General features: G+C 64.7%; 19 protein-coding genes, 1 tRNA gene and 1 pseudogene. 9 read left to right on the top strand and 12 right to left on the bottom strand.

Features of this window, described 5'->3' with window-relative positions:
• Positions 1-8: 8 nt before the first annotated feature.
• Both KP010_RS20015 and KP010_RS20010 read right to left on the bottom strand, forming a co-directional pair.
• The gene (locus KP010_RS20015) at positions 9-155 is read right to left on the bottom strand and encodes a hypothetical protein (RefSeq protein ID WP_185966540.1); all 147 of its coding nucleotides are present in this window, start codon (positions 153-155) and stop codon (positions 9-11) included.
• A 24-nt stretch (positions 156-179) separates the two neighbouring features.
• Entirely contained in the window at positions 180-1682 is a 1503-nt protein-coding gene (locus tag KP010_RS20010; RefSeq protein WP_246659915.1) for a glycosyltransferase family 1 protein, read from the bottom strand.
• 310 nt (positions 1683-1992) lie between these two features.
• Between KP010_RS20010 and KP010_RS20005 the strand changes: the two genes are divergently transcribed.
• Complete coding sequence (locus KP010_RS20005) at positions 1993-2874, top strand: DUF6502 family protein (protein WP_142863645.1); 882 nt, start codon at positions 1993-1995, stop codon at positions 2872-2874.
• Complete coding sequence (locus tag KP010_RS20000; protein ID WP_142863644.1) at positions 2871-4037, top strand: DUF5666 domain-containing protein; 1167 nt, start codon at positions 2871-2873, stop codon at positions 4035-4037. Before KP010_RS20005 ends, KP010_RS20000 begins: the two co-directional genes overlap by 4 nt.
• A 57-nt stretch (positions 4038-4094) precedes the next feature.
• Here KP010_RS20000 and KP010_RS19995 read toward each other — a convergent pair whose 3' ends face one another.
• From KP010_RS19995 to KP010_RS19980, 4 genes are all read right to left on the bottom strand, one after another.
• Positions 4095-4826, bottom strand: a complete 732-nt coding sequence (locus tag KP010_RS19995; protein ID WP_142863643.1) for a class I SAM-dependent methyltransferase — start codon at positions 4824-4826, stop codon at positions 4095-4097.
• 126 nt (positions 4827-4952) lie between these two features.
• Positions 4953-5189, bottom strand: coding sequence for a FeoC-like transcriptional regulator (locus tag KP010_RS19990; RefSeq protein WP_185966539.1), 237 nt, complete (start codon positions 5187-5189; stop codon positions 4953-4955).
• Positions 5189-8332, bottom strand: coding sequence for a ferrous iron transport protein B (feoB, locus tag KP010_RS19985; protein WP_142863641.1), 3144 nt, complete (start codon positions 8330-8332; stop codon positions 5189-5191). The genes KP010_RS19990 and feoB overlap by 1 nt, the downstream gene beginning before the upstream one ends.
• Positions 8333-8371: 39 nt before the next feature.
• On the bottom strand, positions 8372-10567 hold the full coding sequence (locus KP010_RS19980) for an outer membrane protein (protein WP_216281399.1): 2196 nt from the start codon (positions 10565-10567) through the stop codon (positions 8372-8374).
• 193 nt (positions 10568-10760) lie between these two features.
• Between KP010_RS19980 and KP010_RS19975 the strand changes: the two genes are divergently transcribed.
• Positions 10761-11198 (top strand): hypothetical protein, encoded by a 438-nt coding sequence (locus KP010_RS19975; RefSeq protein ID WP_142863639.1) that lies wholly within the window; start codon positions 10761-10763, stop codon positions 11196-11198.
• A gap of 114 nt (positions 11199-11312) precedes the next feature.
• Here the strand turns inward: KP010_RS19975 and KP010_RS19970 are convergent.
• A tRNA-His gene (locus KP010_RS19970) sits at positions 11313-11389 on the bottom strand.
• A gap of 159 nt (positions 11390-11548) precedes the next feature.
• Here KP010_RS19970 and KP010_RS19965 point away from each other — a divergent pair.
• Together KP010_RS19965 and KP010_RS19960 are read left to right on the top strand one after the other, a co-directional pair.
• The gene (locus KP010_RS19965; protein WP_108916903.1) at positions 11549-12373 is read left to right on the top strand and encodes a carbon-nitrogen hydrolase family protein; all 825 of its coding nucleotides are present in this window, start codon (positions 11549-11551) and stop codon (positions 12371-12373) included.
• A gap of 228 nt (positions 12374-12601) precedes the next feature.
• Complete coding sequence (locus KP010_RS19960; RefSeq protein ID WP_108916904.1) at positions 12602-12940, top strand: integration host factor subunit alpha; 339 nt, start codon at positions 12602-12604, stop codon at positions 12938-12940.
• 58 nt (positions 12941-12998) lie between these two features.
• On the opposite strand, the gene KP010_RS19955 is transcribed toward KP010_RS19960, so the two are convergent.
• Together KP010_RS19955 and KP010_RS19950 are read right to left on the bottom strand one after the other, a co-directional pair.
• Complete coding sequence (locus tag KP010_RS19955; protein WP_108916905.1) at positions 12999-13745, bottom strand: YebC/PmpR family DNA-binding transcriptional regulator; 747 nt, start codon at positions 13743-13745, stop codon at positions 12999-13001.
• 151 nt (positions 13746-13896) lie between these two features.
• Complete coding sequence (locus KP010_RS19950) at positions 13897-14391, bottom strand: DUF4265 domain-containing protein (protein WP_166143431.1); 495 nt, start codon at positions 14389-14391, stop codon at positions 13897-13899.
• 370 nt (positions 14392-14761) lie between these two features.
• Here KP010_RS19950 and KP010_RS19945 point away from each other — a divergent pair, with 370 nt between their 5' ends.
• Complete coding sequence (locus KP010_RS19945) at positions 14762-15103, top strand: YidB family protein (protein WP_108916907.1); 342 nt, start codon at positions 14762-14764, stop codon at positions 15101-15103.
• Positions 15104-15152: 49 nt separating this feature from the next.
• Here KP010_RS19945 and KP010_RS19940 read toward each other — a convergent pair whose 3' ends face one another.
• From KP010_RS19940 to KP010_RS19930, 3 genes are all read right to left on the bottom strand, one after another.
• A complete protein-coding gene (locus KP010_RS19940; RefSeq protein WP_246659914.1) occupies positions 15153-16217 on the bottom strand; it encodes a hypothetical protein in 1065 nt (354 codons plus the stop codon).
• A gap of 155 nt (positions 16218-16372) precedes the next feature.
• Positions 16373-18220 (bottom strand): DNA mismatch repair endonuclease MutL, encoded by a 1848-nt coding sequence (mutL, locus tag KP010_RS19935; protein ID WP_142863637.1) that lies wholly within the window; start codon positions 18218-18220, stop codon positions 16373-16375.
• A gap of 84 nt (positions 18221-18304) precedes the next feature.
• Positions 18305-19015 carry an outer membrane protein gene (locus KP010_RS19930; RefSeq protein WP_142863636.1) on the bottom strand — a complete coding sequence of 237 codons (711 nt, stop codon included), beginning with the start codon at positions 19013-19015 and terminating at the stop codon, positions 18305-18307.
• Between the two features lie 359 nt (positions 19016-19374).
• Here KP010_RS19930 and KP010_RS19925 point away from each other — a divergent pair, with 359 nt between their 5' ends.
• The 3 genes and pseudogenes from KP010_RS19925 to KP010_RS22910 form a co-directional block, all read left to right on the top strand.
• Complete coding sequence (locus KP010_RS19925) at positions 19375-19836, top strand: hypothetical protein (RefSeq protein WP_142863635.1); 462 nt, start codon at positions 19375-19377, stop codon at positions 19834-19836.
• Positions 19837-19947: 111 nt separating this feature from the next.
• A complete protein-coding gene (locus KP010_RS19920; protein WP_108916911.1) occupies positions 19948-20184 on the top strand; it encodes a helix-turn-helix transcriptional regulator in 237 nt (78 codons plus the stop codon).
• 291 nt (positions 20185-20475) lie between these two features.
• Positions 20476-20580 (top strand): annotated as a pseudogene (locus tag KP010_RS22910) (IS6 family transposase); the annotation flags it as partial.
• Positions 20581-21103: the final 523 nt, after the last annotated feature.

Genomic DNA, 21103 nt, shown 5'->3' with positions numbered 1-21103 from the left:
CGGCGGCGTCAAAACAGCTCGAAGATCAGAATTCCGAGCATCGCCACGAAACCGACGAGATCGACGATGACCAGCCCATTGCCCAGGAATCGGAGAATTTCGGCGGCCGTTTCGATATGCGGCTGGATCATCATGATCACGGACAGCAGATTCATGGAGGCTCCTCTCGTGGCGCAGTCTCATACGGCGCGAAGCTGGTCAGTCATGGCGGCGGAGCCCGGCTCGGAAATTGCGCCGGGCATTCGCGCTGGATAGGCGTCGGTCCATATGAGATCGAAGAGCGCCTGCGCGGAATCGTCCCAGGTGATGTGAGACGCTCGGACGCTCGTCGACGCCTCGCGCGACAGACGCAGGATCTCGCCGGCGAGAGCGACCGGGTCGAGAAGATCGAAATAACGGACATCGGCGCCGCCGATCTCGTGAAACACGGGAATGTCGGAGGCGATGACCGGAAGGCCGCGGCGGCCGGCTTCGACGAGCGGAAGGCCGAATCCTTCGACCGTCGACGGAAAGATCAATCCGCGCGCGCGCTCGTAGCAGAGGCGCAGATCCGCGTCGCTCGCATCCCTCAGCCAGAAGAGACGGCGGCCGAATTCGGGATGATTTGTGATCTCTCGCTGCAGCGCCTCGCTCTGCCAGCCCGCGCGGCCGACGATCACATAGCGCGCGTCGACGACATTGGCGCGCCAGAGAATATCGAAAGCCTCCAGCGCGATCGGATAGGCTTTGCGCGGCTCGAGCGTGCCGACGCTCAAAAAGATCGGCGTCGCGCCCGCCATTATGTCGCTCGCCTCGGCCGAGACGCGCGCGTCGGTCTGCTCGTCGAAATCGGCGCCGAGCCGCCACCAGCCGATGCGCAAATCGGGCTTTGTGCGGCTGCCTTCGCGCGTGACATAGGAAACGAAATCGTCGGCGGCGCTTCGCGAGACGCATAGGATTCGATCGCTCTTCAAGACGACGGCTTCGAACCAATGCTCGAATCTTTCGGTCATCGGCGCCGAGACGCTGAGCGGCTGCGTCAGAGGAATGAGATCATGGACCAAGGTGACGAGCTGTCCGCCGGCGGCCGTCAATCTCTCGATGATTGGAACATATTCGTCGGTCGCCAGCCAGCTCGCGTCGAAAATCAGCAATTTGTCGCCCTTGCGAAACGCGATCGGCGGATGCGGCTTCTGCGCTGCGAAATAAGGCGCGAGCCTGCCGTTTTCGATCACCACCGGCAATGAGCCGTCGCTGCGGAGCGATCGTTTGGCGATCTCGCGGACGACGCGTTGAATTCCCTGGTTGCCGCCATATCGATAGGTCGGCGTCACATCGATGAAGAGACGCGGCGTCGCGGCGCCGAGAATGGCGCGAGTGGGATCCTCGCCGCGCAGCGACGGCGGCAGCGGCGGACGCGGCGGATGCGGGATGCGCGCGCGCGTGCCGTCGTGCAGATGCGCGAAACCCAAGAGACGCGCCGTGGTCCAATAGAATTCCTTGATCTTCAGATAGCAATGCGCCGTCACCGGATCGATGGCGCCGGCGACGCGCTGTCGGTGCAGCTCGAAATGCTCTTTTTGAATTTGCGTCGCCAGATAGAGCGCTATTCTCGTCGCGTCGTCCTGCGGCGGCTCGACGCCGACGGCGGGCGCAAAAGATCGTCCATCGTTCAGAAGATCCGGCGTCGTATGCATGTTCATGGCTCGAGAAGTCCCGAATGCTCTGGAGCGCGACGCTCAATCGCGCATCCTCTTTGCGATCGCGGCGAGCCGTTCGGCGGTCGACAGCGCGCGATCCCCGCCCCATCGCTAGGCGTGGGAAATTATCCCACGTAGTGTGCGAACAAAAACTCCTGCTGTCAAGTCCACGTGGGATTGTGTCCCACGCAGGGGCGGGCTAGAGTGCTTTCGAGCGAAGTGGGAATTGTTTCGCGTGACGAAAACACGACCGAACAAGGAGACCGAGAATCATTCCGGTTCGATCTGAACCGGAACGACTCTCGGTTCGATCATGGCCGACAGCGAGGACAATGGGCTCACCGACGCCGCGCGTCTTCAGCAGCCGATCGCCCGGCTGCTGCGTCCGCTCGTGCGTCTGCTCATTCGCTACGGGACGACATTTCCGGCGCTGTGCGATCTCTTGCGCGAGCTCTACGTAAATGTGGCGGTTCATGATTTCGTTCTGCCCGACAAGGAGCAGACCGACAGCCGCATCAGCCTGCTCACCGGCATTCACCGCAAGGAAGTCCGGCGCCTGCGCGAGGCCGGCGCTCCGGTGCGGACAGTTCCCGCCAGCGTGTCGCGCGCGTCGCAGATCGTCGCGCTATGGCTCGGCGATCGGCGCTTCGCCGATAAGAAAGGCGCTCCCGCGCCGCTGCGGCGCGCCGGATCGAGCGGGCGCGGCCCGACCTTCGAAGCCCTCGTCGAGGAAGTGACGCGCGACGTGCGGCCGCGCGCCATTCTCGACGAATGGCTCGACCGCAAGATCGTGTCGATCGACGAGGACGGACGCGTCGCGCTCGGCGAGGCGGCGATCGCGCCCAATAGGGACGACGAGCGCCAGCTCTATTATTTCGGCCGCAATCTCCATGATCACATTGCGGCGGCGGCCGCCAATATCGCTCACGAGCCGGCGCATCTCGATGAGACGGCGCCCTTCATGGAGCGCGCCGTTCATTACGAGGGGCTTTCGGAAGCGAGCGCGCGGCGGCTCGAGGCGCTGTCCCGCGAGCTGGCGATGCAAGGGCTGATCGCAGCCAATCGCGAGGCGCAGACGCTGCAAAAGAGCGGCGAAGACGGACATTGGCGCTGGACCTTCGGCGTCTATGTGTATCGCGAGGAAGAGCGGCCGCCGCGAGAGCCGGCGAAGGGACAAAAGGGCTCCCGCTCGTGAGCGCGTTCCGACATCCGACACGGCGGCGCTTCGCGGCGCTTCTCGCCTCGCTGCTGTCCTCCGCCGTGACGCGCGCGCACGCCGCCGGCGACAAGCCGAGAGACAATGGCATCGGCGGAACCGGCTATCTCTCCGCCATTCCCGATCGCGACAATGGCATCGGCGGAACGGGGGTCGTCGGAACCATTCGCGCATTCGGCAGCATCATCGTCAACGGGCTGCGCGTGTCCTATCCCGCAGACGCCGAGGTGCGCATCGACGGCCGCCGGGCGCGCGTCGGCGATTTGCGGATCGGCCATGTCGTGTCGCTGGTCGCAATGCGCGACGGCGATAAATTCACGACGACGAAAATTCAGATTCTGCGCGAAGTGGTCGGGCCGATCGAGCAAGTCTTCGACCATGGCCTGCGCGTTCTCGGGCAGAGAGTCGAATTCGCCCGCGGCGCGAAAATCGAGGCGGGCGTGTTTTCGGTCGGGCGGCGGGTCGCGGTGAGCGGCCTGCGCCTGCCGAATCAGACCATTGTCGCGAGCCTCGTCGAAAGCGCCGAGCCCGGCGCCGCTCAGCTCGTCGGCGTCGTCACGCGGTCGTTCGATGGACGTCTCGCGATCGGCGCGCAGCCGCTGTCGGGCGTCGCGGAGGCCATGCTCGGCCAGCGAATTCTGGTGCGCGGCGCCGAGACCCCTGGCGCGCTCGACGTGACGTCGACGGCCGCCGACGTTTGGCTGCCGCGCGGGCCCAGCGATTTTCTCGTCGAGACCTATCTGGAGCGTCATGGCGCCACGGTCAAAACCGCGAGCGGCGCGACGCTCGACGGCGGGCGCGCGCTCCCCTTCCAGGGCGTCGCGCGGGCCGTCGTCCGCATCGATGCGACATCGGCGGGCGCATGGTCCATCCGCTCGCTGCGGACGAGCGAGAGGCTCGGCAAGCGCGGCGCCGCCGAGGAGCCGCGCGCGGGCTCGCCGTTTCCGAACGCTCCGAGCCGCCCTGCGGAGCCACAGACCGCCCCCGGCGTCGAATTTCCGTCCGGCTTCGGCGGTCCAGACGCGCCGCACGGCTATGGGACGCCCGCGATTCCGAGCGATCCCGTCGGTCCGAGCTTTCCGGGCGGATTCGGCGGCGGCGGCAGGCCGGGTCCCGGCGGCCTCGGACGACCAGGGAGATGAATTCCGCGCGCCTTCGACATGACCAGCGCGAGCCGAGGAGCCCGAAAGACGCGCAGATCAATCGCGCTTCTGATAGACGAGGAAATATTGCCGCGGCAGGAAGTCGTGCGTCTCGACCAGAGAATAGCCGGCGGCTTCGAGCTCCTTCGTCACTTTCTCGGGCGGAATTCGATGTTCCACGGGCGGGCCGTCCGGCGAGTCGGCCTTGAAGTCGATGATCGCCAGTCGTCCCTTCGGCCGCAGCGACGATTTGAGCGCGGAGAAATATCGCGTGCGATTTCCGATATGATGATAGGTGTCGACGACGAGAGCGAGGTCGACGGGTTCGGGAAGATCCGCCTTGTCGGGACTGGACTGGACCGGCGTGAGATTGGAGAGGCCCTCGCGCCTGGCCCTTTCGCCGAGATAGGTCACCATGTCAGGCTCGACATCGGCGGAATAGAGCTTGCCGTTCGGAATGCGCTCGGCGATCCGAACGCTGAAATAGCCGGTGCCGGCTCCGATATCCGCCACGCGCACGGCGCGATCGAGATGCAGCGCGTCGACGACCTTCTCCGGCTTCTGCCAGGCGTCGCGCGCCGGATCGTCGAATTTTTTCGCCCATTTCGCCGCATCGTCGAAGCGTTTGTGAAACGCCCCGTCGGAAGAAGGGCCGGCATGATCGCCGTGACGGCCGCCTTTGCCGCCATGCTCCATCGGCGCTGTGGTCTGCGCGAGCGAGAGAGGCCCGACTGCGCCGACGCCGATCAGCGTGAAAGCGGCGATCGCCGCGCGAATGGCGTTATTCATCTTTTCTCCCCTTCGAGATCGAGTGTCGCCCGTCATGGTCCTCATCGGCTTGCTCGACCGCATAGATGTCGCCCGTTCGCACGGAGGGCGGCGTCATTTTGTCTCCTGCGGAAGCGCCGCCGTCGTCTATCGGTCAGGCCGCTCGTCGCGTCCTTCGATCCATCGATAGGCTTGCCAGGATTTGCCGCAGTGAATGGCGCATTGCCGACATTGTTCCAGTCCGATCCGCGCCGCCCTCCCCTTGCGAACCCAATGTTCGAGCAGCGCGCGCGCCGTCTGCGGCGTTATGTCGAAATGGCCGGCGACATCGCTGACCGTCGCCTCCTTCCGAGACGCCAGAAAATCGGCGAGCTCCATGAGCATCAGACTTCGACGCCCGCGTTCGCCGGGACGGTCTTCGACCGTGGCCCGACATAGAAGCTCGCGGCGCCGAGAAGGATGAAATAGGCGAGGACGCCGATGATCCATGCGGCGGATGAAGAAGGATGCGATGCGAATGTTCCGATCTGGTAGAAGAGGACGGCGGCGCCATAGCCGAGGCTGAGCGTCCAGAACACCATGAAGCCGGTCCATCGCCGGCTCGTCTCGCGAGCGGTCGCGGCCGTGGTCGAGATGCACGGATAGCACAGCAGCAGGACGAGATAGGCGAGCGCTCCGACTTTGCCGTCGAAGCGCGTCGCCAGCGCGGGAGCGAGTCCGGCCGCGGCGCCATGCAGGCGCACCGGCGCGCCGATCCCCACCAGCGCGGCGAGATTTCGCGGCACGGTCATGGCGGCGCGATGCAGCCTTTCCCGCAAATCGAAGCCTCCGCCCGCCACGGGCGCTGTGAGATGCGCGTCTGCGCTCGGCGCAGCGGCGCCTCGCCGTCTCTGGCGCTCATGCGCCTGCTCGGCCGTCGGCGGCGGCATATGCTCCATCGCCTCGTGTTTCGGTTCGGCGGCATGAGCCGGCGCGGGCGGAGCCGCGGCCGCGCGCTCGGCCGCAGCTCGCGCGCGTTCCGCGGCGATGGCCGCGCGCGCTTTCTCCTGGGCCTCGCCGACGCTCGGCAGAACCTTGGAATCGAGCTGGGCCATGCGCTTGCGAATGTCTTTCACGCTGACGCCTTCGACGCCGCCGGCGAGCGTATGCGCGCCGCCTAGCGGATCGATCAGGAAGAGAGCCCGCCGATCGTCTCGCGCGAGACTCCATTTGGCCTCCGCCACCGCCGCGGCGAAAGCTTGCGCCGTGGCCGCGCTTCGCCAGAAGGCGGTAATACGCGCTTTCGCCTCCGCCTCGGCGAGCGCTCTGTCCCGCTCGGCCCCGCGCTGCGGCGGCTTGGCGCTCTCTGGACTCGGCGTCTCCGCTTCGATCGCTTTCGCTTCCGGTGGACTCGCATTCGCGGCGGCGGCGTGCGCCGCTACGGGCGCGTCTTCATGACGCTCCGGCGAGGCCGATGGCGCGTGCTGGGCCTGTTCCAGATAGATCGAGCCGAGCGTGCTCACGATCACGACTTTGTGCAGCACGCCAGTCAGCAACGCGACGGTCGCCGGCCAATTGTCCTGCGTGACGCCCATCGGCGCCAGGATCGGCGTGATCGCGCGGCCGCCCGCCGCGAGCATCGACTGCTCGATCGGCCTGCGATCGAAAGAGCCGTCCGTGCCCCAGGCGCTCAGAATCTTCACCAGAAACACCAGCGGTATGATGTATTTTCCGACCTTGAAGAGGAACATCTTCAGCCGGATCCAGGAATTGATCAGCACATTGCGCGGCTTCGGCCAATGATAGGAAGGCAATGTCAGCACATGCAGCGAGCGCTCCTCGGGCAGCAGGCTGAATTTCATCAGCAGCGAGGTGAGCATCGCGAAGAGAATGCCGAGCAGATAAATGCCGAAGACGACGAACTGCCCCTCCGCAGGAAAGAAGGCCGCGGCGAACACAGTGTAGACGGCGAGGCGCCCTCCGCAGCTCATGAACGGGCTCATCAGCACCGCCACGATGCGATCGCGCGGTCGCTCCATCGTACGCGTCGCCATGATCGCCGGAACATTGCATCCGAAGCCGACGACCATCGGAATGAAGGCGTTGCCCGGCAGGCCGAGAGATTTCATCAGCCGATCCATGATGAAATTGGCGCGCGACATATAGCCCGACTCTTCGAGCATGGACACGAAGAGATAGAGAAAGCCGATGATGGGAATGAATGTCACCACCTGCAGCAGGCCATTGCCGAGCCCGTCGGCCAGTATCGCGGTCAGCCATTTCGGGCTGCCGATCTCGCCGAGAAGATAGCGCGGCCCCTCGACGAAAAAGGTCTCCGACATCATCACGAAGAAGGGCCGAAAGGCGCGGCCGAGCGCGATGGTGAACCAGAACAGGCAATACATCACGGCGAGAAAGATCGGAATTCCGAGAAATCGATTCAACGCGATGCGGTCGATGAGATCGGAGGCGGTGACGCGCGTCACCGGGCGTGCGGCGAGCGCCTCCTCGGCGAGGCCATGCGCAAAACGATAGCGAGCGTCCGCTATGAGCGTGTCGGGATCGCTCTGCGTCTCGCTCGCTATTTTTTCGGCGAGACGCGCCTGCGCCTCTCTGACCTGCGGCGAGACCTTGCGCGCGGCGAAGCCGTCGCCCTCGAGCAAGCGAAGCGCCAGCCATCGCGGATCGAGGCCGCTCGATTGCGTCGCGCCGATCTCGCGCGCCAATTCCGCAATCGCATTCTCGATGGCCGGGGGATAATCCAGCGAGAAGCGCGACGGCGTCCTTTCACGGACCCATTGCTCGATCTCGGCCTCGAGACCGTCCAATTGCTTTCGACGCGTCACGACGACCGCGGCGACGGGACGATCGAGGCGACGCCGCACCGCCTCCGCATCAATGCGCGCCTCGCGCTCGTCGAGGTCGTCCATCACATTGAGGACGACGGCCACAGGCGCGGCCATTTCCAGCAGTTGCGTCGTCAGATAGAGTCCATGCTCGAGATTGGACGCGTCGATGATATTGATGACGATATCCGCTTCGCCGGAGAGAATGTAATCGCGCGCGATGCTCTCATCGACGGCGGACGCTTCGTCATGCGCGTCCAGCGAATAGATTCCCGGCAGATCGACGACGCGATAGCTCCGGCCCGCGAAATCGAATGCGCCGACCTTCTTCTCGACGGTGACGCCTCCCCAATTCCCGACGCGCTGATGGGCGCCGGTCAGGCCGTTGAACAGCGTCGTTTTGCCACAGTTCGGATTGCCGACGATCGCGATCGTGACGGCGTTCTCCGGCTCGGGCGTCACCGGCGCGTCGATACGCTCGACCATCAGCGCCGAAGCTTCGTCGCTGCGCAGGCTCAAATCTGCGCCGCGCACGCGAATTTCGACGGGATCGCCGAGAGGCGCGACGCGGACCACCGTGAATTCGGCGCCCGGGGTGAGGCCCATCGACAGCAGCTTCTGCCGATGGGCCGCATTTCCGCGATCGAAGCCCATGACTTTGCCCCGATCCCCGACCTTCAGCTCGCTGAAACCAATGCGCATCGTCGCCGCCTCGCGATGTCGAGCTCACGCCATGTTTCGTCAAAATCCGAAATTCAACGCCGTATTGAGTTCCCAAGATTGTCCCAGCTGAGGCCCGTTCAAACGCTGATAGACTGGCGCTCCCGCCTCGACAGCGATGCGAACCGGCTTCATGCCTTCGGATTTCAGGAGATATTCGAAGCCTCCGAGCAGCTTGACGCGTTCGCCGCCCTGATAGTCGGGAACCGTGCCCTGCTGCGCGCCCCAGATCAGCACGTCATGACCATGCATGCGGTCCCATATCGTGGCGGCCACGCGGCCGGTCGCTGCGAGACCGGAGGCGACATCATAGGCGCCCCAAGCCGAGATCTCGTTCGATAGTCCCCTGAGATAGCCGGACTGGTTCTCTCCGAGCGCTGCGCGTCCCCGATAGATGACGCCCCATGACCAAGCGTCCAGTTTTCCCCTATAGGTGAAGCCGAACAATCCGTCATAGGTACCCGTTCCGAGCTGCAGCCCGTAATAGGCGCGCTTCTGGAAGAACACTCCCGACGGATGCATGTGGATGATCTCCTCGGAAATGCTTCCGGTCGGCAGGCTGAGGCCGAGATTCACATGTAGGTGATGAATATCGTCCTCATAGAGGCGGACGAGCCCCTGCAGCATTGTGTCGCCCCAGCCCTGCGTCGCGGAATTGGTCGGGCCGAGCGGCGTCGATCCGTTCGGCCCCCTGAAAACGGTCATGGACATGTTCTTGTCGGACAAGGACCCCATGACCATGACGTTGAACCAGTCCGTGATCCCGAACATTCCGTGGAACATGTGCATTTGCATTTTCATATTGTCGGGAGCGTTTCGCAGCGTTCGCGTCGGATTGGCCGCAAAGAAGTTCGGCAGAGCGAAGACGCTGTTCGGAATCCAAGGAATCTGCGTCACCTGATAGGGCGCGATCGTCGAGCTCCCGACATAATTACCCCGCATCACGCCATAGCTCGGCGTATAGGCGAAGCGCGTCTCTCCGGCGCCGACCATATGCGCGCCATAGACGCCCGCTGGCACGACCGTATGAACCTTGCCTTTGTGCTCTCCGTCATGCCCCTCTTTCCCGCCGCCCGCTCCTTCGTGTCCAGCCGCCCCTTTGTGTCCCCCCGCCGCAGCGTCGGCGACATGGCTCGCGCCTTTGCTTTTGCTCCCATGCATCCCGCCCGCGCCATGCCGGCCGGCGCCGGCATGGCGCGCGCCGCCCTTCGGCATTCCGTCGCCGTCGCCGCCATGCGACTCGGCGCCGCCGCCGCCCTCCTGTCCGTGCGAGGCGCCGCCGCCATGTCCCGCGGCGGCGACATTCGAAGCGAAATGATAGTTGATCCCGATGCGGGCGATGCTGCCGCTCATGCGCGGCGACGAGACGACAGAGCTGGTCCAGTCCGCCGGCGCGCCATTGGCGCCGCCGAATGCGTTCGCGGCGAGCGGATAGGCTTGCGAGGCGGTGCGGACTTTTCCTCCGTCCAAGGAAAAATAGAGATATTCGGCCTTGAGGCTCCAATCGGGCATGAACATCCATTCGACGCCGGCGCCGGCGGTCCAGCCCGTCTGCGGCGTCAGAGTGGCGAGACTGCCGATCGCATTCTGTATCGGGAGGCCCGCCGCATTGGCGTAGAGAGACGACAGTGCGATCTTGTGCTCGACCCCTCCGAAAGCAAAGCCGCCGGTGGCGTAGACCAGCAAGGCCCGGTCCACGAGATAGCCGAGACGTCCGCGAAGCGTGCCGAGATATTGCAGCGACGACGCTCCGCTCGCGGAGTTGGAGAGAGCGTCGCCATTGACGAGGATGTCGCGAGCGAATGTCGCGCCGCCGCTATTTCGGTTTCCGGCGCCGACGCCCTGGAAATCGACCTCGACGCCGGCGACGAGCGGGCCGAGATATTCGCTTCGATAATTATAACCGATTTGAATGCCGCCGAGGAACCCTGCGACGCCGCCGCCGGCCAGCTCGCCGTTTTGCGTCGCCCAGAATGGCGCGCGCATCGGCCACATCGCCGGATCCGTGAGATATTTTCCGGTGACTGCGGGCGCGGTCGCAAAGCCGATGGGGCCCGCGCTCGCCGCGACGCATCCAGCGTCGAGGCCCGCATAATAGCCTTCCCATTTCGGAAGCGGGAGAATGGGCGCGGATTCGCGCAATGGAAGGTCGGCCGCCAAGGCCGTTCCGAAAGCGAACGCCGAAGCGCCCGCCGATAAAAGGATCAGCGATCTCATGGTCTCGCGCCTCGATGGAATGAATCTTCTGAAACGAATTGGATGAGCCCCGCGCGATCGCGCGAAATCGGCCGCGACAATTCATTCGGAGCGCGCCCATGCGCGCCTCGTCACGAATAGCGAGGACTGTCGGGAATTAGACGCGCGGCGGCGCTCTCGGCGATCCGGAGCTCATCCATCCGCAGCGCCGCAAATGAGCGACATGCGGCTCGAAAGAGATCGTCGACACATCGGATTTAGGCGGGACCGAGCCGGCGAAGCCGCACGGCTCGGCGATGACGTCGGCCGCCCCGTCGCGCGTTCCGGCGCTACAGAGAATGCAGCACCGGCAATGGTCGCGGCGCTCGTCGGCCGGGACCTGGTCGGCGCGCGGCGTCCCGCAGTCGGCGACCATTCGAAGCGACGACGCGCCACGCTCGGCGGCGGCTTCCCCGAACGCAGGAGCGACGGCATGAGCGAGGCTGCCGATTATGAAAAGACAAGCGATCAGCCCCGCGAAATTTGCGCGAGTTCGCCATCGTCGCCATATCCGCGGGGAGTCCATCGGAGAATCCGTAATGACATCGCTGCGGACATCATCACGGTCCGGCAAATGCGCGTCAATCGGCGTGAGCCCGTAGCACCTTATTGAAAACACACCGTCATCGGGAACCGCGATCACGCGTTGCATGGGAAGGAGCGCGCCTGGAGGCGACTCCGTGGCGCCGCCGCGACGACCCAGGCATGTCACAAGTCTTTGATTTTATGGTACCGCCACCCCGACTTGAACGGGGGACCCCCAGATCCACAATCTGGTGCTCTAACCAACTGAGCTATGGCGGCACGTCGGCGGGGCGGAAACTAGAAGCATCGCCGCGCCAATGCAATGCGGAAATGCAGGAAGGGAAGCGAAAATTTCCGCGTTTCGTCGCCGCCGCGCCGGTCTAGAATGCCCTCCCGTGGCGGCGGCGCCGCCCCTTCCAGCCCGTGAGACGTGAAGCGATGAAAGTCACCCTGGTCCAGATGAATTCGGTCAGCGACAAGGCCGCCAATCTCGCCGCCGCCCGGGCGCTCATCGACCAGGCCGTTCGCGAGGAGCGCCCGGACTGGATCTGTCTGCCGGAGGTTTTCGACTTCATCGGCGGCAATCGCGCCGACAAGGCCGCCGCCGCCGAGGAGCTGCCCGGCGGCCCCGCCTATTCGCTCTGCAGCGCCCTCGCCCGCGAATATGGCGTCTTCATCCACGCCGGCTCGATCCTGGAAAAGGTCCCCGGCGAGGAGCGCCTCCACAACACCACGGTGGCCTTCGATCGCAGCGGCGCGGAAGTGGCGCGCTACCGCAAGATTCACATGTTCGACATCACCGCCCCGGATGGCGCACAATATCGCGAGAGCGCCGCCTTCAAGCCCGGCGACGCAGTCGTCACCTATGATTGCGAGGGCGTCACCATAGGCTGCGCCATTTGCTACGATCTGCGCTTTCCCTATCTGTTCCAGGCGCTCGCCGACAAGGGCGCGGATATCGTCGCCCTTCCTTCCGCCTTCACCCTCGTCACCGGCAAGGATCATTGGGAAGTGCTGGCCCGCGCCCGGGCGATCGAGATCCAGGCCTATTTCTGCGCCCCGAATCAGACCGGCGCGCATAAGGCCGGGCATGAGACCCGCGCCAGTTATGGCAATTCGCTGATCGCCGACCCTTGGGGCCATGTGGTCGCCCGCGCTTCGGAGGGCGTCGGCCTCGTCTCGACGCGAATCGACCGCGAGCGCATCCGTAAGGTCCGCGCGATGATTCCGGTCGCGAGCCATCGGGTGAGCCTGCCCGGCTGAGCTGGCCGCGGCGCTGCGTTTACGATCTAACCAGCGGAGCCTTCAGGGGAAATCCCAGGCGCTCTTGCGCCGCTCGGCAAAGTGTGGCTACATTATTGTTTAGACTGCCGACAATCCGCAAAACAGGATAGCGCCGCCAAAAGGCGCCGGCAGAAGGGGGGAGCAAAAAATAATGGCCTCGCGAACCAAAAGCCGCGAAGCGGGCAGGCTTGCGCCCGCATCCGTAGCATGACGAAGAAAATCGAGCCAGGGCGCACTTTGACGCGGGCGTCCCTGCGCGAGGCCGTGTACAGCTGTTGTCCAACGCTGTCGCGCGCCGAAGCCCGCCAAATCCTCGACGCCACATTCGAGGAGATCAGCGAAGCCCTGGTGCGGGGGGAATCGGTCAAGCTGCGCTCATTCGGCAGCTTCAACGTCCGCGCCAAGCGCGAACGCGTCGGCCGCAATCCCAAGACCGGCGTCGAGGCGCCGATCTGCTCGCGCAAAGTGCTGACCTTCAAGGCCTCGCCCGTGCTCATCGCGCAGGTGAACGGGCTGCCGACCGAGCATTTGGAAGAGGCGGACTGACAGCCGCCGCTTCCGGGAGAAGCGCAAATGCGAGCGGGGCCGTCGGCCCCCTCGCCTCTCAGCCCGAGAGCTTGGCGACCAGAGCGTCCGACACCTCGAAATTGGCGTAGACGTTCTGCACGTCGTCATTGTCCTCGAGCGCACCGATCAGCTTGAGGATTTTCTCGCCCGCCTCATCATCGACAGCGACGGAATTCTGCGGCCGCCAGACCAGCGCGGCCTTTTTCGGCTCGCCGAATTTGGCTTCCAGCGCCTTGGCGACGTCGCGCAGCCCCTCGACCGAGGTGATGATCTCATGCGTCTCCTCGCCGGAGGAGACGTCTTCGGCCCCGGCCTCGATCGCCGCCTCCATCATCGCGTCCTCGGAGGCCGCCTTGCGCGCAAACTCGACGAGGCCGACGCGGTCGAACATGAAGGAGACGGCGCCGGTCTCCGCCAGCGCGCCGCCCGCTTTGGTGAAATAGGAGCGAATCTCGCCGGCGGTGCGATTGCGATTGTCGGTCAGCGCCTCGATGATGACGGCGACGCCGCCCGGCGCATAGCCCTCATAGCGCACCTCGTCGTAATTCTCGGCGTCGGCGCCCGAGGCCTTTTTGATGGCGCGCTCGATATTGTCCTTGGGCATGTTCTCGGCGCGGGCCGCCAGCACGGCGGCGCGCAGCCGGGCGTTCATATTGGGGTCGGGCAGGCCCATTTTGGCGGCGACGGTGATTTCGCGGGCGAGCTTGGAGAAGAGCTTGGAGCGAATCGCGTCCTGCTTGCCCTTCTTATGCATGATGTTCTTGAACTGACTATGTCCCGCCATCGTCCCGGCCCTTGAAAATTCCGCTTTCCTGCCCCGCAGGGCGTCGCCGCGTCATATACGCCGGCGCCGCGCGGAAATAAAGGAAGGCGGAGGCGGCCGCGCCGCGCCCATTGTTCGCCGCTCGAGCTTCGGCGATCCCGCTCGACGGGAGTCACCAGATCGGCAGCATTCCGTCGATGAAGGTGGTGGAGCCGATCTGATAGAGCCAGAAGCCTTTCGATTCGCCTTCGGCGATGATCGCATGAGCCTCGGCGATGTCGACCAGATCCGGAATGTCGACGCTCAGCAGCAGCTTGCGCCCGACCGTCAGATCGACATGCATGCTCTCGTAAGAGCAGCCCATCGCCTTCAGGAGCCGCCAGTCGGAGCCGGCAAGGACCTCTTCGCCGTCGACCAGCAGCATATAAGTCGAATGACCGCTCGTTTCCGCCACGCGCGTGAAATCGAAAATGCCGCTCTCCGCTCGGGGCGTCGCGACGACAATGTCCCGGAACGCCACTCCCATCACGAAATAGGGCGAGTTCAAGAGCCGAAACCGCGTCCAATCGCTTCCTTCGACAGGCTCGGCCCAGAGCGTTTCCGTGCCATGGCCATGCCAATCCTGCGGGTCGAGAGAGAACAAGACTTGCGGCTTGCCATCCACCATGGCCCCTTTCTCGAAACGAAAACTCTGCGAAGATGACGTGAAACGAGAGCATTTCCGGCCGAAGCGGCTCCGGCTCGGCGTCGGCGACGCCTCGAGACGAGAGCCTGGGCCCCATCCGTGCTTCGAGGAAACACGGATAAATTCTAGCCGAGCGCGCCACTCCCCGTCAATTCGCCGGCTGCCCGCGCTCGGCCCGCGCTCGGCCCGCTCTTGGCCCGCTCTTGGCCCGCTCTTGGCCCGTTCTTGGCCGCCGCCTCCTCCTCGCGCGGCGCCTCGCCGCATGGAAGAGCCGCCGCCGCGCCCTAAGTGATCACCGTCGTCGCGCCCGCTCGAGGTCGCGGCGCTCCGGCTCGTGCCAAGGAGGACGAAAATGGGTCTGCTGGACGGAATCATCGGCGGCGCGATCGGCGTCGAACTCGCCACGCTGATCAACGGCTATATCGAGAAGCGCGGCGGCTTGCAGAACGTGCTCCAGGATTTCGAGAAGAGCGGCTATGGCGAAAAGGTCAAATCCTGGGTCGGAACCGGCCCGAATTTGCCGATCTCCGCGGAGCAGGTGCAACAGACGCTCGGCTCCGACCGCGTGAAGGAGCTCGGCAATAAATTCGGCATTCCGATGGACAAGGTTTCGGCGGCGCTGGCCGAATATCTGCCCAAGGTCGTCGACAAGGCGACGCCCGAGGGCAAGCTGCCGCCGCAGCAGCCGCACTGAGACCGACCGCCGGGCGGAGCTTGGAAAAGCTCCGCTCAGCTCCGTTTCGTCAGGCGCGTTTCGATTGCGCGGCCTCGCCGGGCTCGACGGCGGTCGCCGCCGCCATCTCCGCCATTCGCGCGCCGAGATCGACGATCGCCTGCCGCAGAACCAGCACCTCGCGCTCGACGGGCGCGGCCTCGACCGGCGCGGCCGCCGGGGGGACGGCCATGGTCTCGCGCAAATGCGCATGGTCCTTGCGCAGCGCCTCGATCGCCCCTTGCAGAATCGCATTGTCGGAGCGCGCGGCCTCCAGCCGATCGGCGTGGTCGCGCTCCTCGGCGCGGGCGACGCGCAGCGCGGCTTCGAGATGCTCGATCTCGGCCGCGGAGCTGCGCTCCAGCGCCGCCAGCCGCGCGCGCGTCTCGTCGCGATCCTTTTTCAGATCGGCCTTTTCCAAAACCGCCGCGTCGAGCTCGCGCGTCGTGCGCGCCAGCACGCCATCGACGGCGGAGAGCCGCGCCGCCACGGCGGAGGCCGCGGCGAAATCGCCCTGCAGCGCGTCGAGCCGCTGGCGCAGCTCGGCGTTCTGCACATGCAGGCTGGCGATGCTGGATTCGTGCGTCTCCACCTGCGCGCGGCTCTCGCTGCCGAGACGGGCGAGCTGCTCCTTGTCCATTTCGATATTGCGCAGATTGTAGATCAGCGTCTCGACGCGATCGGTCATGTCGTGGAGCGCCGTCTCGGTCGATTGCAGCAAAGCCGTGCGCTCTTCGAGAAAACCGCTCGTCTCGTTGAATTTGCGCTCGAATTCATCGCCGCGGGCGAGCGCTTGCGTGAGCTCGCCGTCGAGCTGCGCGACACGGGCGGCGTTGCGGCCGATCTCGACCATATCCTGCGTCTTGGTGGAGCGGACCGCCGCCATCTGCTGCTCGAGCCGACGATAGCGCACGGCGAATTCGCCGCGCAGCAGATCGCGCTCGGCCGCCATTTTCTCGATGGAGAGCGGCGTCAGCATATTGAGCCGGCGCAGCGACAGACGCATGGCCCGCCGCCAGAAGGCGGGCAGGAACATCAGCGTGAACAGCCCGGCCGCGAGGAACCCGAGCGCGAAAAACATCGCTTGTTCGATCAAGGCGCGGCGTTCCTTCGCTCTGGCTCGGGCGCTGTCATTTCCCTTCGCGGGCCGAATGTCGCAAAACGACAATGCCACGTCGCCGCCCTGAAATCAAAGCGCTCCGCCGCGCCCGGACTTAGGGGTTTTTCCGCGGCTTTCCGCTCCCTCGGGGCTCAGCTCCGGCCGAACAGCTTTTCTATGTCGGCGAGCTTCAACTCCACATAGGTCGGCCGGCCGTGATTGCACTGGCCGGCGCCCGGCGTCCGCTCCATTTCGCGCAACAGCGCGTTCATCTCCTCGCCCGTCAGCCGCCGACCGGCGCGCACCGAATGGTGACAGGCGACGCGCGCCAGAAGCGCATCGAGCCGCCGCGTCAACCCACGCGCGTCCCCCTCCTCGGCGAGGAGATCGGCGATATCCTCGATCAGCCGCCCGACATCTATGTCGCCGAGCGCGGCCGGCGTCTCCCGCACCAGCGCGGCGCCGGGGCCGAAGGGCTCCAGCGCCAAGCCGAGGGCGGCGAGATCCTCTTGCGCGGAGAGCAGCGCGTCGAGCCGCGTTTCGTCCAGCTCGACGACGCGCGGAACCAGCAGCAGTTGGCGGGCGACGCCCTCCGCCTCCCGCTGCGCCTTCAATTTCTCATAGACGAGCCGCTCATGGGCGGCGTGCTGATCGACGATGACGAGCCCATCCTTCGTCTGCGCGACGATATAGGTCTCGTGCAGCTGCGCCCGCGCCGCGCCGAGCGGGGTCTCCACGGCGGCGGCCGCGGGCGGCGCGGCGGCGGGCCGCGAATCGGCCGATGGCGGCCCGACGTCGAAAGCCGCCTGCGGCGCCGCGGCGAAGCCCGCCGGAGCGCTGGGCGAGCCGCGCAAATCCCAGTCGAGCGGCCGGTTGCGCGGCGCCCCGCCGAAGGAAGAGAAGCCGCCGCCGGAAGCCGGCGACCATTCCCGCCCGGACGCCGTTCTGGCCCGCTCGGCCAGAACCTCCAGCGCGGCGCGGGCGGGCGTGTCGGCGCTGCGATGGAACGCCGAGGCCAGCGCTTCCTTGAGCGCCCCCACCACCAGGCCGCGCGCGCGGCCGGGATCGGAAAAGCGCACCTCCGCCTTGGCCGGATGCACATTCACATCGACGATATGGGGATCGCATTCGAGGAACAGCGCCAGCGCCGGATGGCGGTCATGCGAGAGAAAATCGAGATAGGCGGCGCGGATCGCGCCAGAGAACAGTCTGTCGCGCACCGGACGGCCGTTCACATAGACAAATTGCATCAGCGCATTGGCGCGATGAAAAGTCGGCAGGCCGGCGAGCCCCTCGAGCCGGAACCCTTCCCGCTCGGCCCGCAGCGCGATCGCATTATCGGCGAAATCCGTCCCCAGCGCCTGGCCGATGCGCCGCGCCCGCCCCTCCTCCGAGGCCCCGCAGGCCGGATAATCGAAAGAGGCGCCCATATCGGCGGCGAAGGAGAAGCGCACGGCCGGATTGGCCATGGCCAGCCGTTTGACCACATCGACCACGGCGGCCGTCTCGGCCCGCTCGGATTTCAGAAATTTGAGCCGCGCCGGCGTCGCCGCGAAGAGATCGCGCGCCTCCACCCGCGCGCCGCGCGGCCAATTGCTGGCTTTGAGCCCGCGCTTTTCGCCCGCCTCCACCCTGATCTGCGCGCCCATTTCGGCGCCGGCGGCGCGCGCGTCGATCGTCAGATCGGCGACGGCCGCGATGGAGGGCAGCGCCTCGCCGCGAAAGCCGAGCGTCGCTATCGCGGTGAGATCGCCATCGGGAATTTTCGAGGTGGCGTGACGCTCGACGGCGAGCGCCAGATCCTCGGCGCTCATCCCGCATCCATCGTCGATGACGCGAATGAGCCGCCGCCCGCCCGCCTCGATGGCGACATCGATGCGCGAAGCGCCGGCGTCGAGCGCGTTCTCGACCAGCTCTTTCACGGCGGAGGCCGGCCGCTCGATCACCTCGCCGGCGGCGATGCGATCGACGAGAATGGGATCGAGACGGCGAACGCGCATGAAGGGAGCCGACAGTCGTGGATGGAGCGCGGCAATCTATAGGAGGGGAGCGATTCGGTGAAATGAATGCCGGCATATCGCCATTCACCGCGTGATGAAGCGATAGCTCACCTTCAATTTGAGAGAGCTGTTCCCGCCGCGATGGCGCGTGGACAGCAGCGGCAGCAACGGATTGGAGGCCTCACTCGGCGTATAGGTCCCAGAAGCGATGTATTCGAGCCCGACGCTCCAATGATCGTCGATGGCGTATTCCAGTCCGGCGCCCAAAGTGGGCTGGACGGCGACATGATCATATTTCTGATAGGCCGCGAGCGCGTGATAGGCGCGCTCGACATGCGCGAAATTCACGCCGCCCGTGACATAGAGCAACATGCGATCGAAGGCATAGCCGACCCGCCCTCGCAGCGCGCCTTGCACGTCGGTCCTGCTGGCGACGGCGTAGCCGGCGAAGAGGTCGGCGTTGTTGGTGACGCCGTCCGCGCCGTTGATGTCGCCGACGACGCCCAGTACGACTGGACCGATGCGCCAATCGTAACCCGCATGAACGCCGCCGATCAGACTGGATCCATGGCTTTTCGTCTGGGTCAGCAAAATGTCGGCGGGCGAGAACAGCGATTGCGTGCGATCTCCAAACCCCGCCCATCCGATTTGGCCGCCCGCGTAGAATCCGTCGAACAAGAGGAAGCTCGGCGGCGGGGCGACCGCGAGTCGGACGTCCCGCGTCGGCAGATCGGCCGCGCTGGCGGCCCCGGCGAACAAAGTGGCGATGGAAACGAAAATCCCGGTTTTCATCATCGATCCTTTCCAGGCGAGGTCCGCGCAGCCGCGGCGGTCCAGCCGACTCTCTACACATCAATAATTTTACGTTTTACATAAAAATTTTTGTGTGTCAATATAGAAACATGTTGTGAAAGCCCGAGCGTCGGCCGCTCGGGCTCCTGGTCTCGCCGCCGGAGAGGCGGGTTCGAAAGCGATCGGCGGCGACGTGATGAAGCGCCGCGAGGCGCGATCGTCTCGACCGACGAGAAACAGCGGCCGCGCGACATTCTCAGCGCGTTGCGCGGCCTCGGTTCCGGCCCGATAGGATAGATTTCGATGGCGAAGCGAACGACGAGTCGAAACCCGCTGAATGGGGCAAAGCTACGGAGATCGATATGAGTGACGCGAATTTCGAGGCGAATCTGTCCAACGCGACCGAGCGGTCGGCGGCATTGAGCACGAAGCTACGATCGGCGTGCCGCACGATCCGAATTGCGACCACGCTCTGGGCCATGTGGAATTTCGGCGTTTATGCATGGGTCTGGAGCGATCGGGACGCTCTGCTCGCCCGGCAAGCGAAACTCTATGGCCTCGATCCGACGACCGTGACCGATATTCGCTACTGGTCGGCCTCCGCTCTCGAATTCGTCTCTTGGCTGGTTTCGCTGATCGTCGTCTTCCGGGTCTGGCGGCTGACCCGCGCCTATCTCGATGGTCGCGTGTTCACGATGGAAGCCGCCTCCCGGCTGCGCGACGTGGCTCTCGCGGGTCTCATGGCGACGGCGGTCGATGCGGTCCTCGGCCCGCTGAGCGGAGCTCTGGTGCTGAATGATCTCCTGGGGAGGGTGCCCGTCTAACCCCACCTATCTGCTCTACGCTTTGATGAGCGGCTTCCTGCTGGCTCTCAGCGTCGTCTTCGAATCCGCGGCCGAGGTCGCAAACGAAAACGCTCAGTTCGTGTGAGAAGAATGGCAATAATCGTCAATCTCGACGTGATGTTGGCGAAGCGAAAAATGCGCTCACGCGATCTCGCGCAACATATCGGCGTCGCCGAAACGAACGTCAGCCTTCTCAAATCGGGAAAGGTGAAAGGCGTGCGCTTCGAGACATTGGACAAAATCTGCCGAGCGCTCGACTGTCAGCCGGGAGACATTCTGGAATACCGTCCAGATAGACCCGAGACGACTTCGGATCGATTGGAATAGCGATAGCTCGCCCGGCGTTGTTTCGCCGAAGCCGGGCGCGCCGCGCGCGTTCAGAGCGAGGATCGATAACCTCGCGAACGACCGCATCTCCCCTCGCCGTCCCGAATGGGGAGATTGCGCCATAAGCCGACCTTCCGTGGCAAGAGGATGAACGAAGGCGTATTCTGCGAGAGATGTGCGAATCCCAGGCGGCCCATTCTCGAAACTCACGAATTTTGATCGCAAACGGCGTCTCTTTGATGTCGGAAGAGCCCGTGATGTTTTGAATTGAAGAATTGTTCAGGGGCCACCAAATTTAATCTCGCTTTTCGAGATCTCGTCGAGATGGTGGCCGAGCAGGGGATTGATCTGACCCATACGACAATCATGCGTTGGGTCCAGCCCTTTGCTCCAGAGTCTTGCTGCTGCGCGCCAATCGGGATATCGCTGCGGCGAAAGCCTTTTTAGACAGGCCTTCAAAAACTGAGACCGATTACCTCGCGCCATCACGCTCGACAGCTATCAGGCGTCGCACCGGGCAAGGTTCTTGCCGTCTGAACCAAAGAGCGCCCGAACCTAAATTCGTGACAATTCGTCACATTTGCACCACAGCCGTCTCGATGACGTGAAACGCGATTTTTTTTTCGATGCTCGGCGCGGCATTTATCTTCCGCCACAGCTCCATCCACCCGGCGTGTCGACACTGCGGGCTTGCAAGAACCTGTCAGTCGGGGCAGATTTCCGTCGAAACGTGACGCCATCTGGCGAATGTCAGTTCGGACGACAGCCCATGCGGAGTGGGATGTATGAGGGCGCTGCTCATTTCCGGAATGGGTCCGGAATATCCCGACAACAGGCTGCTTCGGGGTTCGTCTTTCGAAGCGCTGCTCGATTCCGACGCCGCCGCCTCTCGGAAGCGCACATTCGACCTCTCCACCCT

Origin of the sequence: Methylosinus sp. KRF6 (genome assembly GCF_018887255.1) — a bacterium.
Taxonomy (GTDB): domain Bacteria; phylum Pseudomonadota; class Alphaproteobacteria; order Rhizobiales; family Beijerinckiaceae; genus Methylosinus; species Methylosinus sporium.
The sequence above is the reverse complement of the archived record's forward strand: the minus strand, read 5'-3'. Positions and strand labels throughout refer to the sequence as shown.

Bases quoted from the DNA above. Each gene is read 5' to 3' on its own strand.
- KP010_RS20015 (WP_185966540.1), bottom strand. From the start codon at position 155: ATGAATCTGCTGTCCGTGATCATGATGATCCAGCCGCATATCGAAACG.
- KP010_RS20010 (WP_246659915.1), bottom strand. From the start codon at position 1,682: ATGAACATGCATACGACGCCGGATCTTCTGAACGATGGACGATCTTTT.
- KP010_RS20005 (WP_142863645.1), top strand. From the start codon at position 1,993: ATGGCCGACAGCGAGGACAATGGGCTCACCGACGCCGCGCGTCTTCAG.
- KP010_RS19995 (WP_142863643.1), bottom strand. From the start codon at position 4,826: ATGAATAACGCCATTCGCGCGGCGATCGCCGCTTTCACGCTGATCGGC.
- KP010_RS19990 (WP_185966539.1), bottom strand. From the start codon at position 5,189: ATGCTCATGGAGCTCGCCGATTTTCTGGCGTCTCGGAAGGAGGCGACG.
- feoB (WP_142863641.1), bottom strand. From the start codon at position 8,332: ATGCGCATTGGTTTCAGCGAGCTGAAGGTCGGGGATCGGGGCAAAGTC.
- KP010_RS19980 (WP_216281399.1), bottom strand. From the start codon at position 10,567: ATGAGATCGCTGATCCTTTTATCGGCGGGCGCTTCGGCGTTCGCTTTC.
- KP010_RS19975 (WP_142863639.1), top strand. From the start codon at position 10,761: ATGAGCGACATGCGGCTCGAAAGAGATCGTCGACACATCGGATTTAGG.
- KP010_RS19965 (WP_108916903.1), top strand. From the start codon at position 11,549: ATGAAAGTCACCCTGGTCCAGATGAATTCGGTCAGCGACAAGGCCGCC.
- KP010_RS19960 (WP_108916904.1), top strand. From the start codon at position 12,602: ATGACGAAGAAAATCGAGCCAGGGCGCACTTTGACGCGGGCGTCCCTG.
- KP010_RS19955 (WP_108916905.1), bottom strand. From the start codon at position 13,745: ATGGCGGGACATAGTCAGTTCAAGAACATCATGCATAAGAAGGGCAAG.
- KP010_RS19950 (WP_166143431.1), bottom strand. From the start codon at position 14,391: ATGGTGGATGGCAAGCCGCAAGTCTTGTTCTCTCTCGACCCGCAGGAT.
- KP010_RS19945 (WP_108916907.1), top strand. From the start codon at position 14,762: ATGGGTCTGCTGGACGGAATCATCGGCGGCGCGATCGGCGTCGAACTC.
- mutL (WP_142863637.1), bottom strand. From the start codon at position 18,220: ATGCGCGTTCGCCGTCTCGATCCCATTCTCGTCGATCGCATCGCCGCC.
- KP010_RS19930 (WP_142863636.1), bottom strand. From the start codon at position 19,015: ATGATGAAAACCGGGATTTTCGTTTCCATCGCCACTTTGTTCGCCGGG.
- KP010_RS19925 (WP_142863635.1), top strand. From the start codon at position 19,375: ATGAGTGACGCGAATTTCGAGGCGAATCTGTCCAACGCGACCGAGCGG.
- KP010_RS19920 (WP_108916911.1), top strand. From the start codon at position 19,948: ATGGCAATAATCGTCAATCTCGACGTGATGTTGGCGAAGCGAAAAATG.